Source organism: Enterococcus sp. S53, assembly GCF_016516865.1.
Taxonomy (GTDB): domain Bacteria; phylum Bacillota; class Bacilli; order Lactobacillales; family Enterococcaceae; genus Enterococcus_D; species Enterococcus_D innesii.
Map to the genome: position 1 here is coordinate 1 of NZ_JACVUH010000008.1, position 17114 is coordinate 17114.

General features: G+C 44.6%; 18 protein-coding genes. 16 read left to right on the top strand and 2 right to left on the bottom strand.

All coding sequences use genetic code 11. The features are described 5' to 3' along the window. Positions 1 to 153: 153 nt before the first annotated feature. The 13 genes from rsgA to IAE45_RS11195 all read left to right on the top strand — a co-directional run bounded on the left by rsgA (position 154) and on the right by IAE45_RS11195 (position 13857). Positions 154 to 1038 carry a ribosome small subunit-dependent GTPase A gene (rsgA, locus tag IAE45_RS11135; RefSeq protein ID WP_077454114.1) on the top strand — a complete coding sequence of 295 codons (885 nt, stop codon included), beginning with the start codon at positions 154 to 156 and terminating at the stop codon, positions 1036 to 1038. Between the two features lie 9 nt (positions 1039 to 1047). After that, a complete protein-coding gene (gene rpe, locus IAE45_RS11140; RefSeq protein ID WP_081119223.1) occupies positions 1048 to 1701 on the top strand; it encodes a ribulose-phosphate 3-epimerase in 654 nt (217 codons plus the stop codon). Further along, positions 1702 to 2334, top strand: a complete 633-nt coding sequence (locus IAE45_RS11145; protein ID WP_081119222.1) for a thiamine diphosphokinase — start codon at positions 1702 to 1704, stop codon at positions 2332 to 2334. It begins immediately after the preceding gene. Between the two features lie 143 nt (positions 2335 to 2477). Next, on the top strand, positions 2478 to 3335 hold the full coding sequence (gene mreC, locus IAE45_RS11150) for a rod shape-determining protein MreC (RefSeq protein WP_200127211.1): 858 nt from the start codon (positions 2478 to 2480) through the stop codon (positions 3333 to 3335). A 2-nt stretch (positions 3336 to 3337) separates the two neighbouring features. After that, entirely contained in the window at positions 3338 to 3847 is a 510-nt protein-coding gene (gene mreD / locus IAE45_RS11155) for a rod shape-determining protein MreD (RefSeq protein WP_081119221.1), read from the top strand. Positions 3848 to 4032: 185 nt separating this feature from the next. Then, a complete protein-coding gene (locus IAE45_RS11160) occupies positions 4033 to 5394 on the top strand; it encodes a C40 family peptidase (protein ID WP_081119220.1) in 1362 nt (453 codons plus the stop codon). A 69-nt stretch (positions 5395 to 5463) separates the two neighbouring features. Next, positions 5464 to 7212, top strand: a complete 1749-nt coding sequence (locus IAE45_RS11165; protein WP_081119219.1) for a PTS sugar transporter — start codon at positions 5464 to 5466, stop codon at positions 7210 to 7212. Further along, positions 7193 to 9223 (top strand): BglG family transcription antiterminator, encoded by a 2031-nt coding sequence (locus IAE45_RS11170; RefSeq protein WP_081119218.1) that lies wholly within the window; start codon positions 7193 to 7195, stop codon positions 9221 to 9223. The genes IAE45_RS11165 and IAE45_RS11170 overlap by 20 nt, the downstream gene beginning before the upstream one ends. 12 nt (positions 9224 to 9235) lie before the next feature. Beyond that, positions 9236 to 9670, top strand: a complete 435-nt coding sequence (locus IAE45_RS11175; protein WP_016612038.1) for a PTS sugar transporter subunit IIA — start codon at positions 9236 to 9238, stop codon at positions 9668 to 9670. Positions 9671 to 9985: 315 nt separating this feature from the next. Further along, a complete protein-coding gene (locus IAE45_RS11180) occupies positions 9986 to 11758 on the top strand; it encodes a PTS mannitol transporter subunit IICBA (protein WP_081119217.1) in 1773 nt (590 codons plus the stop codon). A 15-nt stretch (positions 11759 to 11773) separates the two neighbouring features. Continuing rightward, positions 11774 to 12211: a PTS sugar transporter subunit IIA gene (locus IAE45_RS11185; RefSeq protein WP_005230254.1), complete on the top strand. Its 438-nt coding sequence runs from the start codon at positions 11774 to 11776 to the stop codon at positions 12209 to 12211. A gap of 22 nt (positions 12212 to 12233) precedes the next feature. Beyond that, the gene (locus IAE45_RS11190) at positions 12234 to 13382 is read left to right on the top strand and encodes a mannitol-1-phosphate 5-dehydrogenase (RefSeq protein ID WP_081119216.1); all 1149 of its coding nucleotides are present in this window, start codon (positions 12234 to 12236) and stop codon (positions 13380 to 13382) included. A gap of 175 nt (positions 13383 to 13557) precedes the next feature. After that, positions 13558 to 13857: a hypothetical protein gene (locus tag IAE45_RS11195; protein WP_081119215.1), complete on the top strand. Its 300-nt coding sequence runs from the start codon at positions 13558 to 13560 to the stop codon at positions 13855 to 13857. Between the two features lie 137 nt (positions 13858 to 13994). Here IAE45_RS11195 and IAE45_RS11200 read toward each other — a convergent pair whose 3' ends face one another. Continuing rightward, complete coding sequence (locus IAE45_RS11200) at positions 13995 to 14507, bottom strand: type 1 glutamine amidotransferase domain-containing protein (protein WP_081119214.1); 513 nt, start codon at positions 14505 to 14507, stop codon at positions 13995 to 13997. A 125-nt stretch (positions 14508 to 14632) separates the two neighbouring features. On the opposite strand from IAE45_RS11200, the gene IAE45_RS11205 reads away from it, so the two are divergent. The 3 genes from IAE45_RS11205 to IAE45_RS11215 all read left to right on the top strand — a co-directional run bounded on the left by IAE45_RS11205 (position 14633) and on the right by IAE45_RS11215 (position 16564). Next, entirely contained in the window at positions 14633 to 15184 is a 552-nt protein-coding gene (locus IAE45_RS11205; RefSeq protein WP_081119213.1) for a hypothetical protein, read from the top strand. A 181-nt stretch (positions 15185 to 15365) separates the two neighbouring features. Then, entirely contained in the window at positions 15366 to 15800 is a 435-nt protein-coding gene (locus IAE45_RS11210; protein WP_081119211.1) for a hypothetical protein, read from the top strand. Positions 15801 to 15808: 8 nt separating this feature from the next. After that, complete coding sequence (locus IAE45_RS11215; RefSeq protein ID WP_081119210.1) at positions 15809 to 16564, top strand: DUF6681 family protein; 756 nt, start codon at positions 15809 to 15811, stop codon at positions 16562 to 16564. Between the two features lie 57 nt (positions 16565 to 16621). On the opposite strand, the gene IAE45_RS11220 is transcribed toward IAE45_RS11215, so the two are convergent. Continuing rightward, entirely contained in the window at positions 16622 to 17029 is a 408-nt protein-coding gene (locus IAE45_RS11220; RefSeq protein ID WP_077454126.1) for an Hsp20/alpha crystallin family protein, read from the bottom strand. Positions 17030 to 17114 lie beyond the last annotated feature (85 nt).

The window sequence follows — 17114 nt, forward strand, 5'->3', positions numbered from 1 at the left end:
GCACTTGGTTTGGGACCAAGGGGTCGCAGGTTCGAATCCTGTCTTCCCGATTTTTTGATGCCTGAAGCATTCGCTTCAGGCTTTTTTTGTGTTTTCAGCCAGTGAGAAGACCTGAAAATATGATACAATAGTAAAAAACGAGGAGGAAATTGTTTGAAGGGAAAAATCATCAAAGCGCTAAGCGGATTTTATTATGTGGCATCAGAAGATGAAATCTTTCAAACCCGCGCTCGAGGAAATTTTCGGAATCGAAAAATCACTCCTTTGGTGGGGGATGAAGTGATCTTTGAAAGCAGCAATCAAACAGACGGTTATCTTTTAGAGATCTTGCCGCGAAAAAATGAGCTAGTTCGACCGCCAGTCGCAAATGTGGATCAAGGAGTGGTCGTGACAAGTCTAGTTGAGCCGAACTTCTCCTATAACCTATTGGATCGCTTTTTAGTGACCTTAGAGTATGAGGGGATCGAACCGATCATCTTTTTGACAAAAGCGGATCTTGTGAAAGATCTTGCCGCAATGAAAGCAATTGAGGAGACCTATCAAGCAATTGGCTACCACGTGATCACGTCAAAAGCAGAAGGCGAAGATCTATTGGAACTTCAACGGTACTTCCCTGAGCGGATTACCGTGTTTATGGGGCAATCCGGTGCTGGAAAGTCTACGCTATTGAATCGAATCGTCCCGGAATTGGCATTGGAAACAGGAGCGATCTCAGAATCTCTCGGACGGGGGAAACATACGACCCGTCATGTGGAGCTCTTGCCGATTTGTGATGGATTGGTTGCCGATACGCCTGGTTTTAGTTCAATCGATTTTCTGGAAATCGAAGCAGTAGAGTTACCAAAGCTCTTCCCTGATTTTTTAGCAGTAGCTGCCAACTGCCGTTTTAGGGAATGTATGCACCTCAATGAACCTGATTGTGCAGTCAAGCAGGGAGTTGCAGCAAATGAGATTGCCGAGACTCGTTATAAGAATTACGTGCAATTTTTAGAAGAGATTGAAAACCGACGTCCGGTTTATAAAAAGAAGAAAAAGTGAGGGAAAAGCATGATAAAACTAGCACCATCTATTTTAAGTGCCGATTTTGCAAATCTTCAAAGAGACATTGAGCTGGTAGAGCGCCATGGCGCAGATTACATTCACGTAGACGTGATGGACGGTCATTTTGTCCCTAATATTACCTTAGGCCCAAACATCGTTAAAGCGATTCGCCCAGTTACCAAACTGCCGTTGGATGTTCACCTAATGATCATCGAGCCAGAAAAGTATATCCATGCCTTCGCAGAAGCTGGAGCAGATATCATTGGTATCCACGCAGAAGCAACACCTCATATCCATCGTGCGATCCAAATGATTGTGGCAGAAAATGTCAAAGCAGAAATCGTCATCAACCCAGGCACACCAGTTTCAGCCATTGAACATGTTTTATCCATGTGTGATCAAGTGTTAGTTATGACGGTCAATCCAGGGTTTGGTGGGCAATCCTTTATTGAAGAATCACTGGAAAAAATTGCGGCGCTGGCTGCTTTAAAAGAAGAAAAAGGCTATCATTATGATATCGAGGTAGATGGCGGGATCGTTCCTGAGACAGCCAAACGTTGCCTGGAAGCAGGTGCAAATGTTTTCGTAGCAGGAAGCTATATTTACGATGCCGATGAACCTGCAGCACAAATCAGAGCCTTGAAAGAAGCTTTGCAATAAATGAAGATTTTGTTAGCAGCAGGGGGGCGCCCTGAAAATTGGCCACAGTTGATGGCGTATGATAAATACATTGGAATTGATCGCGGGGCCCTGTTTTTGCTTCAGCACCAACGGCCAGTCGATCTGGCAATCGGTGATTTCGACTCCCTGAACGCAGCAGAACTGCAAGCGGTCAAACAACAAGTTAAGACCGTGATCCAAGCCCCTGCTGAAAAAGATGATACAGATACCCAATTGGCATTGGTGGAGACGTTGCGCCGCTATCCAGAAGCGCAAATCGACTTGATTGGTGCAACAGGGGGACGTCTCGACCATCTTTTAGCCAATCTATGGCTGCCCTTAGAAGATCGGTTTCGTCCATTTGCCCCAAATCTGCGTTTTTTAGATCGTCAAAATGTCGTTCAGTTCTTTTTACCGGGCACCTATCAACTGGAAAAAGAACCCGAGATGCAGTATTTGGCGTATTGCTGTTTGACGCCGGTAACAGATTTGACGTTGACAGGTAGCAAGTATTTATTAGAAAACGTCCAAGTACCGTACCCAACTTCTTATGCCAGCAATGAATTTCTGACACAAACAGCAGGTTTTTCCTTTAGCAGCGGGATGATAGCAGTCATTCAAAGTTGTGATTAAGAGACGGAACGTCTCTTTTTTTTTGTTGAAAATTTCAGAAACTTAATTACAAAAAAAACATTAAGACGGACAACTTAGCTTTTGTTTGCAGGGTATTAATGGTAAAATTGGAACTACAGTTTGGAATTATTTGAGGTGTCTTTGTGAAAAAGTTTAATCCTAATAAAAATATTATCATCACATTGATTATTGTGATTTTAGTTGTCACCGTATTAAGCGTGACGATCGCCCGCCGAGCAGCGGGAAACTCCACCAATGCCGTGCAATCTACGGTCAATGACTCCGTTGGCTTTATCGATAAAGTGATTACCGCTCCTTTTCGTTGGATCGAAAATGGTGCCAATTCAGTCAAAAATTTGTTTGTGACCTATGAAGAAAATGAACGTTTAAAAGAGAAATTGGACAGTTTTGAGGAACTGGAACAAGCGAAGGACAATGCGCAAAGAGAAATCGATGCCTTGAAAGAAGAGCTAGAGCTGAATGCAACCTTGACGAATTATGAACGGATCTCCGCCAATGTCATCAATCGGTCACCGGATACTTGGCAAGATATGCTGATCGTGGACCGAGGCTCAAGAGATGGCGTTGAGGTCAACATGGCAGTCATGTCACAAAAAGGCTTGATTGGTCGTGTCATTGAGGTCAATGCAGCTTCTTCTAAAATTGAACTTTTGACTTCTGAAAACCAGAATTCCAACCACTATCCGGTTCGAATCAGTGGCGAAGATGGGTCAAACTTTGGGATCCTAAGTAGTTACGATCAAAAAGAACGTTCCTTAGTCATTACCCAATTGACGGGGGACAATGAGCTGAAGGAAGGCGATGTCGTGCAGACCTCTGGATTAGGAGGAAACTCGCCCGCCGACTTAGCGATCGGAACAGTGATCCGTACCACTAAAGATGAGTTTGGTCTTGATACCCAAGTATTTGTAAAACTGTATGCCCAAATGTATGATATTCAAGCAGTAACGATTATCAAACGCTTGGCAGGTGAGGAATAGCCATGAAAAAGCATGACTACATCAAATACCTGGCAGCGGGCGTCTTCTTTTTGATGATGTTGGCAGATGGACAACTGACGCGTTTTTTGGAAAAATGGACCCAAGACAATTATATCGCCAGTGCCCATCTTTTGCTGATCGCCCTTTTGTGTGGCGCAAAGTATTTGCCGAAAAACTTTTTGATTACCACGGCGCTGGTGATCGGCTGCCTCTATGACGTGTATTATGTCGGTGTGATCGGCATCTACACGGTGGCTTTTCCTCTGATCGTGTGGATCATGTACATTTTGAAAAATACGCTTTATCAAAATATATTTACCATGTTTTTCGGAATGATCATCTTTGTTACCAGCTTAGAAGTTGTGACGTTGGGCGTCCAGTTGCTATTTAAGATCGCATCAGTTAGCACGTCATTCTTTGTTTCCCGCTTTTTAGCACCAACGCTTTTATTGAACATCATTTTGTTTATCCTTTTAGTTGTTCCATTCATGAAGCTATTCAAAGACGAATAGCTTCATTTTTTTTGCCTTTGACGGTATAAAAATAACAGCGATTGAAATGTTTTTGTAATATTCCTTTTATCTCTCTGACATACGGCTGTGTTACAATCACACTATCGTGAAGGACTTTAGGTATTCTTAAGCATTTATACATAAAAAAACCATATTAGGGGAAGCAACAGCCGGAGGAATGAAGAGTGAAAAAGCGAATTTTATCTTTATTGTTAGTAAGTTCAATTGTTCTTACTTCTGCAGCAGCACCGACACTTGTCTTTGCATCAGATTTTGACAATAAAATTGAAGAAAAAAATCAAGAAATCTCTGACTTGCAAAACCAGCAAGCAAGCATCCAGTCACAAGTAGCAGCACTTGAAAGCGACGTGGCTGCAATCAATGAAAAAGCCCAAGCTTTGTTGCAACAACAAGGGGATTTGCGTGCGGATTCTGAAAAGTTGAAGCAAGAAATTGCCGATTTGAAAGTCAGAATCGAAAAGCGTGAAGAAGCGATCCAAAAACAAGCCCGTGACGTTCAAGTCAACGGTCAAAGCACAAACTTTATTGATGCAGTATTAGAAGCTGACTCTTTAACCGATGCCATTGGTCGTGTGCAAGCAATGACAACGATCGTCAATGCTAACAAAGATCTTGTGGATCAACAAAAAGCAGACCAAGAAGCAGTTGAAGCGAAAAAAGCGGAAAACGACGATAAATTGGCGGAGATCGCAGCGAACCAATTTGAATTAGAAACACAATTAGGGGATCTACAAGCCAAACAAGCTGATTTAAATGTTTTGCAAGCGGAATTGGCTGTTCAACAAGCATCGAAAGAAGATGAAAAAGCTGATTTAGAAAAACAAAAAGAAGATTACGAAGCAGAACAAGCTCGCATCGCTGCAGAAGAAGCGGCAGCAGCAGCAGCTCGTGAACAAGCAGCACAAGCAGCAGCGGCTCAAGAAGCGGCAGCAGCTGAAGCAGCTACTCAGGAAGCAGCATCAAGCGAGTCTTCAACGTCGAATTCAACGACATCAAACTCAACAACAAATTCTAGTACGACGACTGATACTACGCAAGGCAGTTCATCACAAGGTGGCGGTTCAACAAATACGACACCATCGACTCCTGCCAACAATAACAATAGCAATAACAACCAAGGATCGAACAATAGCGGCAATGGTGCAAGCAATACTCCTGCACCCGCACAAACGGTCAACGGTTCAGCAATCGTAGCAGAAGCAATGAAATACATTGGTACCCCTTATGTTTGGGGTGGTACGACACCAGATGGCTTTGACTGTTCTGGCTTTACACAATATGTATTTGCTAAAGTTGGCATCTCATTACCACGGGTAACGTATGCACAAGAATTTTCCGGTACGGTGATTTCGATCAACGAAGCAAAAGCTGGCGACCTGTTATTCTGGGGTAGCCGTGGAAGCACGCATCACGTGGCGATCGCTATGGGTAACGGACAATACATTCATGCACCAACACCTGGTCAAAGTGTTTCTGTCAGCAGTTACTCTTATTACTCACCAGATTTCGCGGTACGCGTAAACTAAATCAATTGAAGCTATTTCAAAAGCTGGCGTTTTACGTCAGCTTTTTTTGATTTCTGTTTAAAAAAACGTATGCTTTTTTTGTTTTCAGTCTTGCCAGAACATCTTATAATAGAAAAGAGAAAGGAAGCGGATAAAATGAACAAGACCTCGTCTTCCAGAGAAAAAATGATAACGGTTAAGTTTTATACGAATTATCTTTCTCGCATGATGATGCCGAATTTAAGTATTTTTATTGCGTGGATGCTGATTTCATTCCTGCTGCCTTTTTTTTCAGTCGATCAACAAGTGATCCAGCAAATGGAACAAGGGGTCTTGACTGTGTTGCTGCCCCTCATGATTGCTTATACAGGTGGGCAAATGTTGGCACCTGAGCGAGGTGGGGTCGTAGGAGCAGTGGCGGTCTTAGGGGCTATTCTCGCAACGGATATTCCCCAAGTCTTTGGGGCGATGCTACTGGGACCACTGGCAGGCTGGCTGTTGTATCGCAGTGATTCGTTCGTTAGTAAGGTCAAAAGTGGCTATGAGATGCTGGTGCGCAATTTTATTGCAGGTGCGCTTGGCGGACTCCTTTTTTTAGGTAGTTATTTCCTATTGGCGCCGCTTTTTAATTGGTTCAGTCTCGGCAGCTATCAGCTCGTTGATTATTTCGTTCGGCAAAATGTCTTGCCCTTTATTCATATCATTGTAGAACCATTGAAGGTTTTGTTTTTTAATAATATTGTCAACCATGGACTATTTACGCCGCTAGGAATCGAAGCCGCGGCAGTCAACGGTCAGTCGGTTTTATTTTTGATCGAGGCCAACCCCGGTCCGGGATTAGGGGTCTTAGCGGCGTATCTTTTCTTTGGTTCAAAGCGAAACCGAACGAATGCCGCAGCATCCATTTTTGTGCAGGCCATTGGCGGGATTCATGAAGTCTATTTCCCGTTTGTTCTGCTCGATCCTTGGGTGTTGCTCGGTCCGATCGTTGGTGGTTTCAGTGGCACGCTGATCTTCCAATTTTTAGGGGTAGGCTTAAGAGCGCCTGCGTCCCCGGGCTCGATTTTGGCGATTTTGCTCAATACACCGGCTTCTATGATCCTAGGTGTCTTAGCTGGGATTGTCGTCAGTACGGTCGTATCGTTTGTGATCGCTAGTGTGCTGTTAAAACGGAAGACCAATACAGAAAATGAGGAGCGTAAGATGCCGAAAATGAAGAAAGTCACGGAGATCGTCGTGGCCTGTGACGCAGGGATGGGGTCCAGTGCAATCGGCGCCAGCATACTAAAGAAAGAGTTAGAAGAAGCCCAGCTAACGTTTCCTGTCCGCTATCAGTCGATTTATCGTGTGACGGATGATCCCGCGCTTTTGGTGATCACCCAACGGGAATTAGCAGCTATTGCCCAAAAGCAGACACCTCACGCACAGCATTATGTGTTAGATAATTTTTTGGCGGCAGATGAGTATGCCCCGCTGATCCAAGAATTACAAAGAAGAGAACAGGATCCGCAGCAATCGCTACAAATCGAAGCAGCAAATTCGCTAGGGTTTTCAACGATCATCTTTTTGTATACTGGAAAAAAACGCGGTTCACAAACGATGGCAGTGGAGATATTAAGAAAAATGGCTCGCCAACAAACATTGTCTTTGACCGTCAAAAAAATGGCATATGAAGGACAAGCTCTTGATCCTACGGCAGTCTATATTCTCCCGAAAGAACTTGCAGAAAAGTGCCCGATCCCAGATGTTCCTTTACTGGTGGTGGATGATTTATTGACGACAGATGCGTATCGTCAGTTACTGACAGAAGGAGTCGACTATGTTTTTGACCAATCGTGAAACACTTTTATTAACGGAATTGATGAATAGTACCGGTCCGGTTTCTTTAGATCGCATGATGCAAGTCTTAAAAGTCAGTAAACGAACGGTGTACCGTGAACTGGCTAATCTAGAAAAATCCCTGGAAACAGTAGGAGCTACCTTAGAGAAGGTCGGTCGTGGTCATTTCCAAATTTTTGCATCAGAAACGAGCATTCGCCAATTGCAAGAAGCCATTATGGCAGATACCGATCAAGAATTCGCGGCTAGTGAGCGACAACATCGTATTTTGCTGCAACTGACTACCGCCACGAAGCCTGTATCTAGTCATTTCTTCTTGGATCGCTACCAAATCAGCAATACGACGTTTTTTTCAGATATCAAACAGCTAGAAGAAAGTCTCGCACGGCTGCCGTTAAGGATCGTGCGCAATCAAGGGTATGAGATCGAAGGCTCCGAAAAATATCGGCGGTTGATCACTGCCAATACACTAGTGATGGAGATCAATGAGTACCAATTTTTCCATTTACTGGAAACCGATGATGAAGCCCCGTTTATTTTTCAATTTCTGTCCCGTGACCATCTATTGCTAGCCCAGCGGCTGATTCGAGAAACCATCGAGCCGCAGTTCAAGGAACTTAGTGACCGTAAATTGGCGTTTATCGTCTTGATGCTGGCGCTAGCCATGGATCGGGTAGCTTTGGGCTACACGGTGGAAGAAGAGACGTACCCGAGTCAGATCAACAAAGACTTGCTGAAGGTGGCGAAAAAGATTTTTGCTCAGATCGCCGAAAAGACGAAACTGCTTTATTCCATCAACGAAATCGTCTTTTTTGCCGTGTTACTAGGTGATTTTGCTAATTCCTTTGATCGTGATTTTTTTGATGACCATTTTGATACCGACTTGGCTTATCGTGTAAAACGCTTGATCGAATTGGTCAGTGAGCAAACGGAAGTGGCGTTTTATGAAGATACGAACTTGTATAAAATGCTGCTGACCCATATCTCAGGAGTGATGACGCGGGCGATTTTAGAAGAAGATCATTTGAACAACCCTATCCTAGAAAAAATCATGAACCAGTATGTCGAGATCGCCAGCGGGATTCGCAATCATTTGCCGCAAGTCTTTCCGCAGCAGCAGTTCTCGGAAGAAGAAATCGCCTATATGGTCCTGCATTTTGCCAATTCGTTGGAAAAAAATCCGAAAGTGTTAGAAGTCAATATTGCAGGGATCTCTCCTAGCGGATTAGCCTCCATCAGTTTGTTAGAGATGCAGCTGCGGAAACATTTTCCCTTTATCAATCAAATCACCTTCTTTCGAGTGGGGGATGTCAAACGGGAAAATATCGAGGAGACCTATGACTTGGTGATCTCGACTTCATTGCTGCCAGGGTATCAAGGAGAATACAAACTCGTTTCACCGATCCTGCTAGAAGAAGACATTCAAGAGTTGAAGAAGGCCTTCCAAGCCATTAGTCAGAAAAAACGTTCCGCCAAAAAAGCGCCCTCTGCTTTGGTCAAAGAGGAATCCTATGAAGCGGTCTTGGCTTTTATCGAAGCTATTAACCAGCTATTGGCGCTGTTTCAAGTGCAGACCATTGATAACCCAGCGGACTTGGAAGAAACGTTGCAGCTGGTGCTGACGTCTTTTGATGAACATGTTGTTTTGGATCGTGAGAAAGTTGTTGATCGTCTCTTAAGGCGCTACTTCCAAGCGCCAGTGGGCATTCCTGACACTCACTTTGCCTTGTTTCACGCGGCGAGTTCGGCGATCCTGCAACCTGTTTTTCGTATTTTCGATTTGAAACAGCCACTGCCACTTCTAGCGATGGATAAAAAAGAAATCGCTGTTACCCGTTTATTAGTCATGCTGGCGCCGTATCCTATCAATGAAACAAGCTCTCAGATGTTAGGGAAGATCAGTGGTTCGATCATTATGAATGATCTAAATACGGAGATTTTTAATTCCGGCAATGATTCGATTATTTATCAGTTACTCTCTTCGCTCTTGATTGAAGAAGTAAAACAATAGGAGGGATCAGCGATGTATATTCCACAGGAGCGGATTTTGTTGGATCAACACTTTACCGATGCCACAGAGGCCCTGACAAAAATTGGCGAGTACTTAGTCAACCAGGAGATCGTCTCTTTACCTTATGTCAAAAGCCTTTTGCGGCGCCATCAAAAAACAGGTGTTTACATCGGTAACTTTGTTGCATTGCCCCATGGGGAAGAAGAAGCCCAGCAATGGATCAAGGAAGAAGGGCTCTTTTTGATCCAAGTGCCGGATGGCGTCGACTTCGGCACGAAGGAGCAACCCAAAATCGCTACGATCCTTTTCGTAGTCGTCCTAAAAGAGCAGCAATTAGCTGTTTTGCAAGAAATCGCCTTTTTTTGTTCCGATATGCAAAATGTTCGGGCGCTGAGTGATGCCGAATCGGTTGAAGAGATCCAACAGATTTTGCTGGCAGAAGAATAAGCAATCAGCAGCAGACTGGCTTGTAACAAGAGCAGCGAACGAAATGAGTGAATGAGCTGCCTCCGTGTGCTCGCTCTTTCTACCTTGTGTAGAAGGAGCGGGTACACGTTTTTTTTTGTGTTTTGGCAAAAACCAGATAGAAATGCTCCACGTGAAACATAACAAAAATAAGCGAGTGCAGGGGCTGCTCGCCTTTTTTTGTTCTATCCGTTTGGCTACAAGTTTTGGCACAGTTTTTTGTGCCAAAGTACGACTTTCGACCGTTTTGGGAAGCGCCTACAATAAGGGTGTAAGCAGACGAGAGGAGAGAAAAAAATGGAACAGACACAAAAAGCAGCCAAATCATCAGTAAAAGCAAAAGTTCAAAAATTAGGCAGTACATTGTCGAGTATGGTGATGCCGAATATCGGCGCATTGATTGCATGGGGTGTATTAACGGCATTATTTATTCCAGATGGGTATTTACCAAATGAAGCCTTTGCAACGATGGTCGGTCCAATGCTAACGTATTTGATCCCAATCTTGATTGGGTATACTGGCGGGAAAGTGATTGCTGGTGACCGCGGAGCCGTGGTTGGGGCGATCGCAACGATGGGGGTCATCGTCGGAACGGATATCCCAATGCTATTGGGTGCAATGATCATGGGTCCTTTAGGCGGTTGGGTCATCAAGAAATTTGACGAGATCTTCCAAGACAAAGTTCGCGCTGGCTTTGAAATGTTGGTCAACAACTTTTCATCAGGTTTGATCGGTTTTGCTTTAGCATTACTGGGCTTTGTAGCAATCGGGCCAGTTGTTAACACCTTGACAGAAGCAATGGCAGCAGGGGTAGAAGTGATCGTCAATGCCCACTTGATTCCATTAGCCAATATTTTTATTGAACCAGCAAAAATCCTATTCTTAAACAACGCCATCAACCATGGAATTTTGACACCACTAGGTACTGAGCAAGTCAGCGAATTTGGGAAATCGATTCTTTACTTATTAGAAGCCAATCCTGGACCTGGTTTAGGAGTCTTGCTAGCCTTCACTTTCTTCGGAAAAGGAGCAGCGAAATCTTCGGCACCTGGAGCGATCATCATTCACTTTATCGGTGGGATCCATGAGATCTACTTCCCATACGTCATGATGAAACCATTGATGTTCTTAGCAGTGATTGCCGGCGGTGTATCAGGAAGCTTTACCTTCCAATTGCTAGGTGCAGGCTTACGGGCACCTGCTTCACCAGGTTCGATCATTGCGATCTTAGCAATGACGCCATTCAACTCGGTGATGAGTGTCGTTTCTGTCTTAGCCGGAATTGCCGTAGGAGCAGGCGTGTCCTTTATCGTCGCTGCCGCAATTTTGAAAGCAGATGCGAAGGATACAGTGGATAATTTTGAAGAAAAAGTACAACAAACGCAAGCAGCAAAACTCAGCGCTAAAGGATTGGCGGCTCAACCAATGACTGGCATCAATCGTATCATCTTCGCATGTGATGCAGGCATGGGCTCCAGTGCTATGGGGGCATCGATCTTACGTAAAAAAGTCAAAGAAGCGGGTCTTCCACAAAATGTCTCGAATTCCGCCATCAACAATTTGACGGACGATGCCAATACGCTGATCGTCACTCAAGAAGAATTGCAAGAACGTGCCAAACAAAAAGCGCCAAATGCGACCTTCGTCGCGGTTGAAAATTTCCTGAACTCTCCACGGTACGATGAAATCGTAGCCACATTGTCAGGGACTAAGACAGCGGGGGAGTCAGAAAAAACGTCTGAAGCAGGCAACCAGGCAGATGTTCCTTCCGCCAATGACCTTAAGCAAGTCAGTGAAATCATTTTGGCCCACGATGATCGCAAAGGTTCGGCAACGATGGCTCAGAAAGTCTTCCAAGATCTTTTAGCCAAAGAAGCTCTGACGATGCCAATCAGAAAAAGCCATATCAATGATCTCCATGCCAACGCCTCTTCACTGGTGATCACAAAAGAAGCCCTAACGCCGCAAGCGCAAACCTCAGCGCCAGAAGCGATCCACCTATCTGTCAATAATTTGATGGGAACGACGAACTATCAACGGATCGTAGCATCGATCAAAGCAGCGAATTAAGAAAGGATGAGCCGAATGCAAGTATTAGAAAAAGACATGATTGAATTGAACAAACAATTTGCGACCAAAGAAGAAGCCATTCGTTACTGCGGCGAAAAATTGCTGGCGGCAGGCTGTGTGGAAAAAGAATACGTCGAAGCCATGCTTGAGCGTGACGAGATGCTCTCAGTCTATATGGGGAACTTTATTGCGATTCCTCACGGTACGGATGAAGCCAAAAAATACGTCAAAAAATCAGGTATCTGTATCGTACAAGTGCCGGATGGCGTGAATTTCGGTACCGCGGACGAAGAAAAAATCGTCACCGTCCTTTTCGGCATCGCGGGCAAAGGAGAAGATCATCTGCAATTGGTCCAACAAATCGCCCTCTTTTGCAGCGATATCGATAACGTTGTCGAATTGGCGGATGCCTTAGATAAAGAAGAAATCGCCCAAAGTTTGACCGTGGCATAAGGATTTAAGGAGGAGACAAGACATGAAGGCAGTTCACTTTGGTGCAGGTAATATTGGTCGCGGCTTTATCGGCGAGATATTGGCTGCCAACAACTTTGAAATCACATTTATTGATGTCAATGAAACGATCATTGACGCCTTAAAAGCAAGACAAGGGTATACCATCGAATTAGCCGATGAGACCCAAGAACAGATCCACATCGAGCATGTGACGGGATTGAACAATGCCAAAGAACCAGAAGCGGTGATCCAAGCGATCGCCGAGGCAGATATCCTTACGACCGCCATTGGTCCCAACATTTTGCCGCATATCGCTGAGCTGATCGCCAAAGGCTTAGAAGCACGTCAGCAATACCCAGACAAGCCAGCCATTGATGTGATCGCCTGTGAGAATATGATCGGCGGATCGACCTTTTTAAAAAGCGAAGTGCAAAAATACGTTGCGGATTGGTCAGCGTTGGAAGCGACGGTTGGTTTTCCAGATGCAGCGGTGGACCGCATCGTACCGCTGCAGCACCATGATGATCCCTTATTCGTTCAAGTAGAACCCTTCTGCGAATGGGTGATCCAAGAGACAGGGATGAAATCCTCGATCCATCTGCAAGGGGTCCATTATGTGGCGGATCTGGAACCGTATATTGAACGGAAACTATTCAGTGTCAATACGGGTCATGCCACGGTAGCGTACACAGGCGCGCTCCAAGGCTATCAGACGATTGATGAAGCGATGCAGGATCATTTAGTGGTGATCCAATTAAAATCCGTTCTCGAAGAAACTGGCCGGCTTTTAATTGAGAAATGGGCCTTTGATCCTGAAGAACATGAACGGTATATCGAAAAAATCATCCAACGCTTTAAAAACAAACACATTTCCGATGCCATCACTCGGGTGGCACGGACGCCTGTCCGCAAATTAGGGACCGAAGAACGCTTTATCCGACCAGTCCTTGAGTTAGAAAAACGCAACATGCAGCCAGATCATCTCTATGAAACGATCGGCATGATCTTCAACTACAAAGACCCTGAAGATGAGCAAAGCCAACAGTTACAAGCACTTTTGGATGAAAAGTCACTACCGGAAGTCATTGCAGAAATCACTGGCTTGCAAGATGAAGACATGATTGAAACGATCCGACAAAACATTGAAAAATATGCGTATGTTGCCGCATAAAAACGAGTAACACACAGAGCAAGCAGATAAATTGCCGCATCCGTAAAAGCTAGCCCAACAAGTGAGCTTTTGCGGATAGGTCAATTTCTTTCAGCGCTTGTTCTGTATTTTTTTGCTCACCGATTGACCTTTGCTGCCAACTTGACGATAATAAGAAAAGAAATGAGGGAGAGCAATGGAACGATGGTTTGAAGAAGCCCAGCTTCAAGTAATTGAGTTGCCGATCGAATGGCAGGAAAACCGTCCCGTCTATCGGGCCTTTATCCGTGAATTGCCGACGATCCAAGGGGAAGGAACTTCGCGGCAAGCTGTTTATCGGCAGTTGGCAGAAGCCTACGCGGCTTACCTTGCCCAACTTCGAGAGGTCAATGAGGCGCAGGAAGAAATGACGTCTTCCTTATTATCGACGGAAGAATTATTGCGCTACTATGATGGCGAGACTTTCGATGGTTTTGACTTGCCCTCTGACGAGTAACAGGAAACGAGCCATGAACTGAAAACTGAAAAGCTACGCAAGAAAAAACCGCTCAGCTGCAACTCGATCGATACGAAGGATCGAACGCTGCAACTGGCGGCTTTTTTTCTATCAAAGAAACCACGTCTTATTCGCGGTTAGTTCAATGCCTCAGTAATCGCTTGATTGAAGGCATCTAAGTCATCTGGGTTCCGACTGGTGATCAACCGATAAGTTTCGTCGATCACGACGGGCTCATCTTTGACGGTGGCACCTGCGTAGGCTAAATCTGGTCGCACAGAATCATAAGCCGTCAAGGTCAAATCTTTCGTCAGTCCTGTTTGGATAAACAGTTGTGGGCCGTGGCAAATGGCAAAGACGGGACGATCAGATGTCAAAAAGTCTTTCGTCAATGACACATAGCGCTCATCGGTCCGTAATTGGTCAGGGGAGAAACCGCCTGGGATCAACAAAGCATCAAAACTGGTGGGATCGATCGTATCGATGGCCGCATCGACGGGAAACGTTCCACCTTGTTTGCCTTTTACGGTCTCGGTGCCTTCATTACTAATAACGACTACTTCATGTCCGGCCGCTTCCAGTGCTTCTTTGGGTGACGTCAATTCAACATCTTCAACTAGATCAGTGACAATAACAGCAACTTTACTCATTCGATCTCCTCCTTATTACTTGATGAACAATTTGTTCACCTGCTATTATTTATGCTAACGAAGATTTTCGCTGTTGACAAATCATCTGTTTTGTCCGCAGCTTGAAAAAGAAAGAAGGCAACGCCATGGCAACGATCCAACTATTTATCTCTGATACCCCCCTTTGCTTTGAAAAAGCGGAATTCACTTTTATGGAAGAAACATTTGTCATCGAGAAACAGCAACTATTTGAAAAAGTCGATGCGGTGATGCATCAAGAGGTATCCTCGGCCTTGGTTTCATTGGTAGAAAAAGCCCTTTTGACGCTAGAAGCGATCGGGGAAGAAGAGGATTATTTCGACCTGCTTTATTTGACCTATGAGAATACCCGTCGTTCTCTCAGCGGACAGCAATTACTCGCACAGCCTTTTCCAGCTGTAGAGGCAGCCTTGCAGCCGGTCTTTGATGAGTTGGCAGAACCGATCGTAGAAAAGTTTTATGAAGAGCTGACCAATCAGCTAGAAGAAGTCGCTGATGATGAACTGTTTAGTTCTTATTATCTGGATGAAGAAGAAGCGGTGATCCAAATCGATGCCCCGATCCAACATGAAGAAGTGATCGCATTGCCCGCCCTTTTACGGGATTACCATGGCACGTTGCAACTGACCTTTGAAAAGTTTTATGAATACCTTGTGTAGCGGCGGCAACTGTCGTCGTTATTTTTTGTGAAAACAGTTACATGTTTAGTTTTTTTTAAATCCTGCGACAGAAGCCTCGGGAATCTTGACCCTTTTGTCAGAAACGATTATAAAGGTAAGAAGAGGCTGAAGGAACCGAGACTGCAGATGGGCAGAATCGGGTAAGAAAAGGATGAGAATCATGCGAAAAGTCCCGCCTATTTTAAAACCAATTGCACTTTTAACGATATCAACGATCATTGCCACTGCTACCGGCGTGGTGAATTCAGGCAGTTATCGCCAACCAAGTCGTGCGACGGAAACGACAGAAACGACCGAACAAGCACCAAGTGAAAGCACACCGTCTTCGATAACGGAAGACAGTCAAAATCAAACACCTGCTAGTATGGACTCACAACCGACGAACGATGACCAGCAGACAACACCGTCATCCAGCAGTGAAGTAGTAACACCAGAAACGACCCCGTCTTCTTCGGTGCCGACAGAAACGACACCATCAAGCGATGAGAGTGTTTCACCGACGACACCGGAAAACAATCAAGAAACGCCTTCTTCAAGTGAAGAAACCACGCCAGATCAGCAAGTGATCATGGATGAGAATCAAGGAAATGAGTAGGTGAGAAAATGACGCTTATTTTAGATTTAATCAACGGCATCCACAAATTTTTGGGCTATCTTGACATCAGTCCAAAATACTTGAATCGCGCCTATACCATCCTCAGTATCATTCCAACGGCGTATATTTTGCGGATCGTCTATGGAATGTTTGCGAACCAAAACTATTTTCAAGCGATCCTTTATACGATCGGCTTTTTGGTCTTAGTCTATTTCTGGGTACTGAATATCTTCTATTATTTCTTGAATAAAAACCTGAAGTTCGATGTCACTCAGACCTTTGTCAAAGTCTTGCCGGATGAAGTCTTCAATATTGAAGGGGAAACTATCAGCACCACCGACATTGATCGTTTGACGACTGAAAAAGCAGTGATCGATTTTGAAGAAGACTATCAGCTAGTATTGGCGAATCATTTGCAGACTTTGATCGCTCAAGAAGAATTGGCGATTAAACCGTCATCCAACGGCTTTACGATTCCGAAAAATACCTTGTACCCTTACTATTTTGTCAAACAGCAAGGGAAAAACGTGTACGTATTGCAGATCGGGACCAGCTACACGGAGATGACGAAAGTCGGCACGATTCAATGGACCGGCAAGCAACCTTTAGAGCCAGTGGGCTTATTTATCACTGGCGGTGATTTTGTCAAAAACGATGTCAAATACCATGAACCGTACAGTTTGAAATTGTACGTCAAAAAAGAGGTCTCCGAAGAAGAACCACAGACCTCAAGACAGGCATATCGACGACAAGCACGCAAATAAGAAAAGGCAGTTCCCCCCAGAGCGTTCTCTGAAGGGACTGCCTTTTTGGTATCTCGGTTATTCGATCGGAATATTTTTTGCGGGTGCGTCTTTGTAGCTAGCTTTCGGTAAGGTCAGGGTCAAAACGCCGTCTTCAAACACTGCTTTAATGGACTCTTCATCAATGTCTGTGATGGTGAAGGTCCGTTGATAGGCACTGCTAGAGCGTTCTTTGCGCAAATAATGTCCGAAATCATCCTCGGTTTCAGTGGTCTCTGTTTGAGCCGCTGAAATCGTCAAGGTATTGTTGACGTAACTGACGCGGATGTTTTCTTTCTTGATGCCGGGTAAATCTGCTTGAACGAGATACTTGTCTTCGTACTCTTTAATGTCCGTGTTCATTTGCCGTTCTTGCCAAAAACTGTTCATTAATTTGCCTAATAGTTCTTCGCCGCCTGCTAAATCTCTTGGAATCAAATTTGCCATGTGGTTCCCCCGCTTTCTTTTATCTATTGAGTTGGTACCTCTATTTTACGAGGAACCAAGCCAAAGGGCAACCAAAATGGCAACA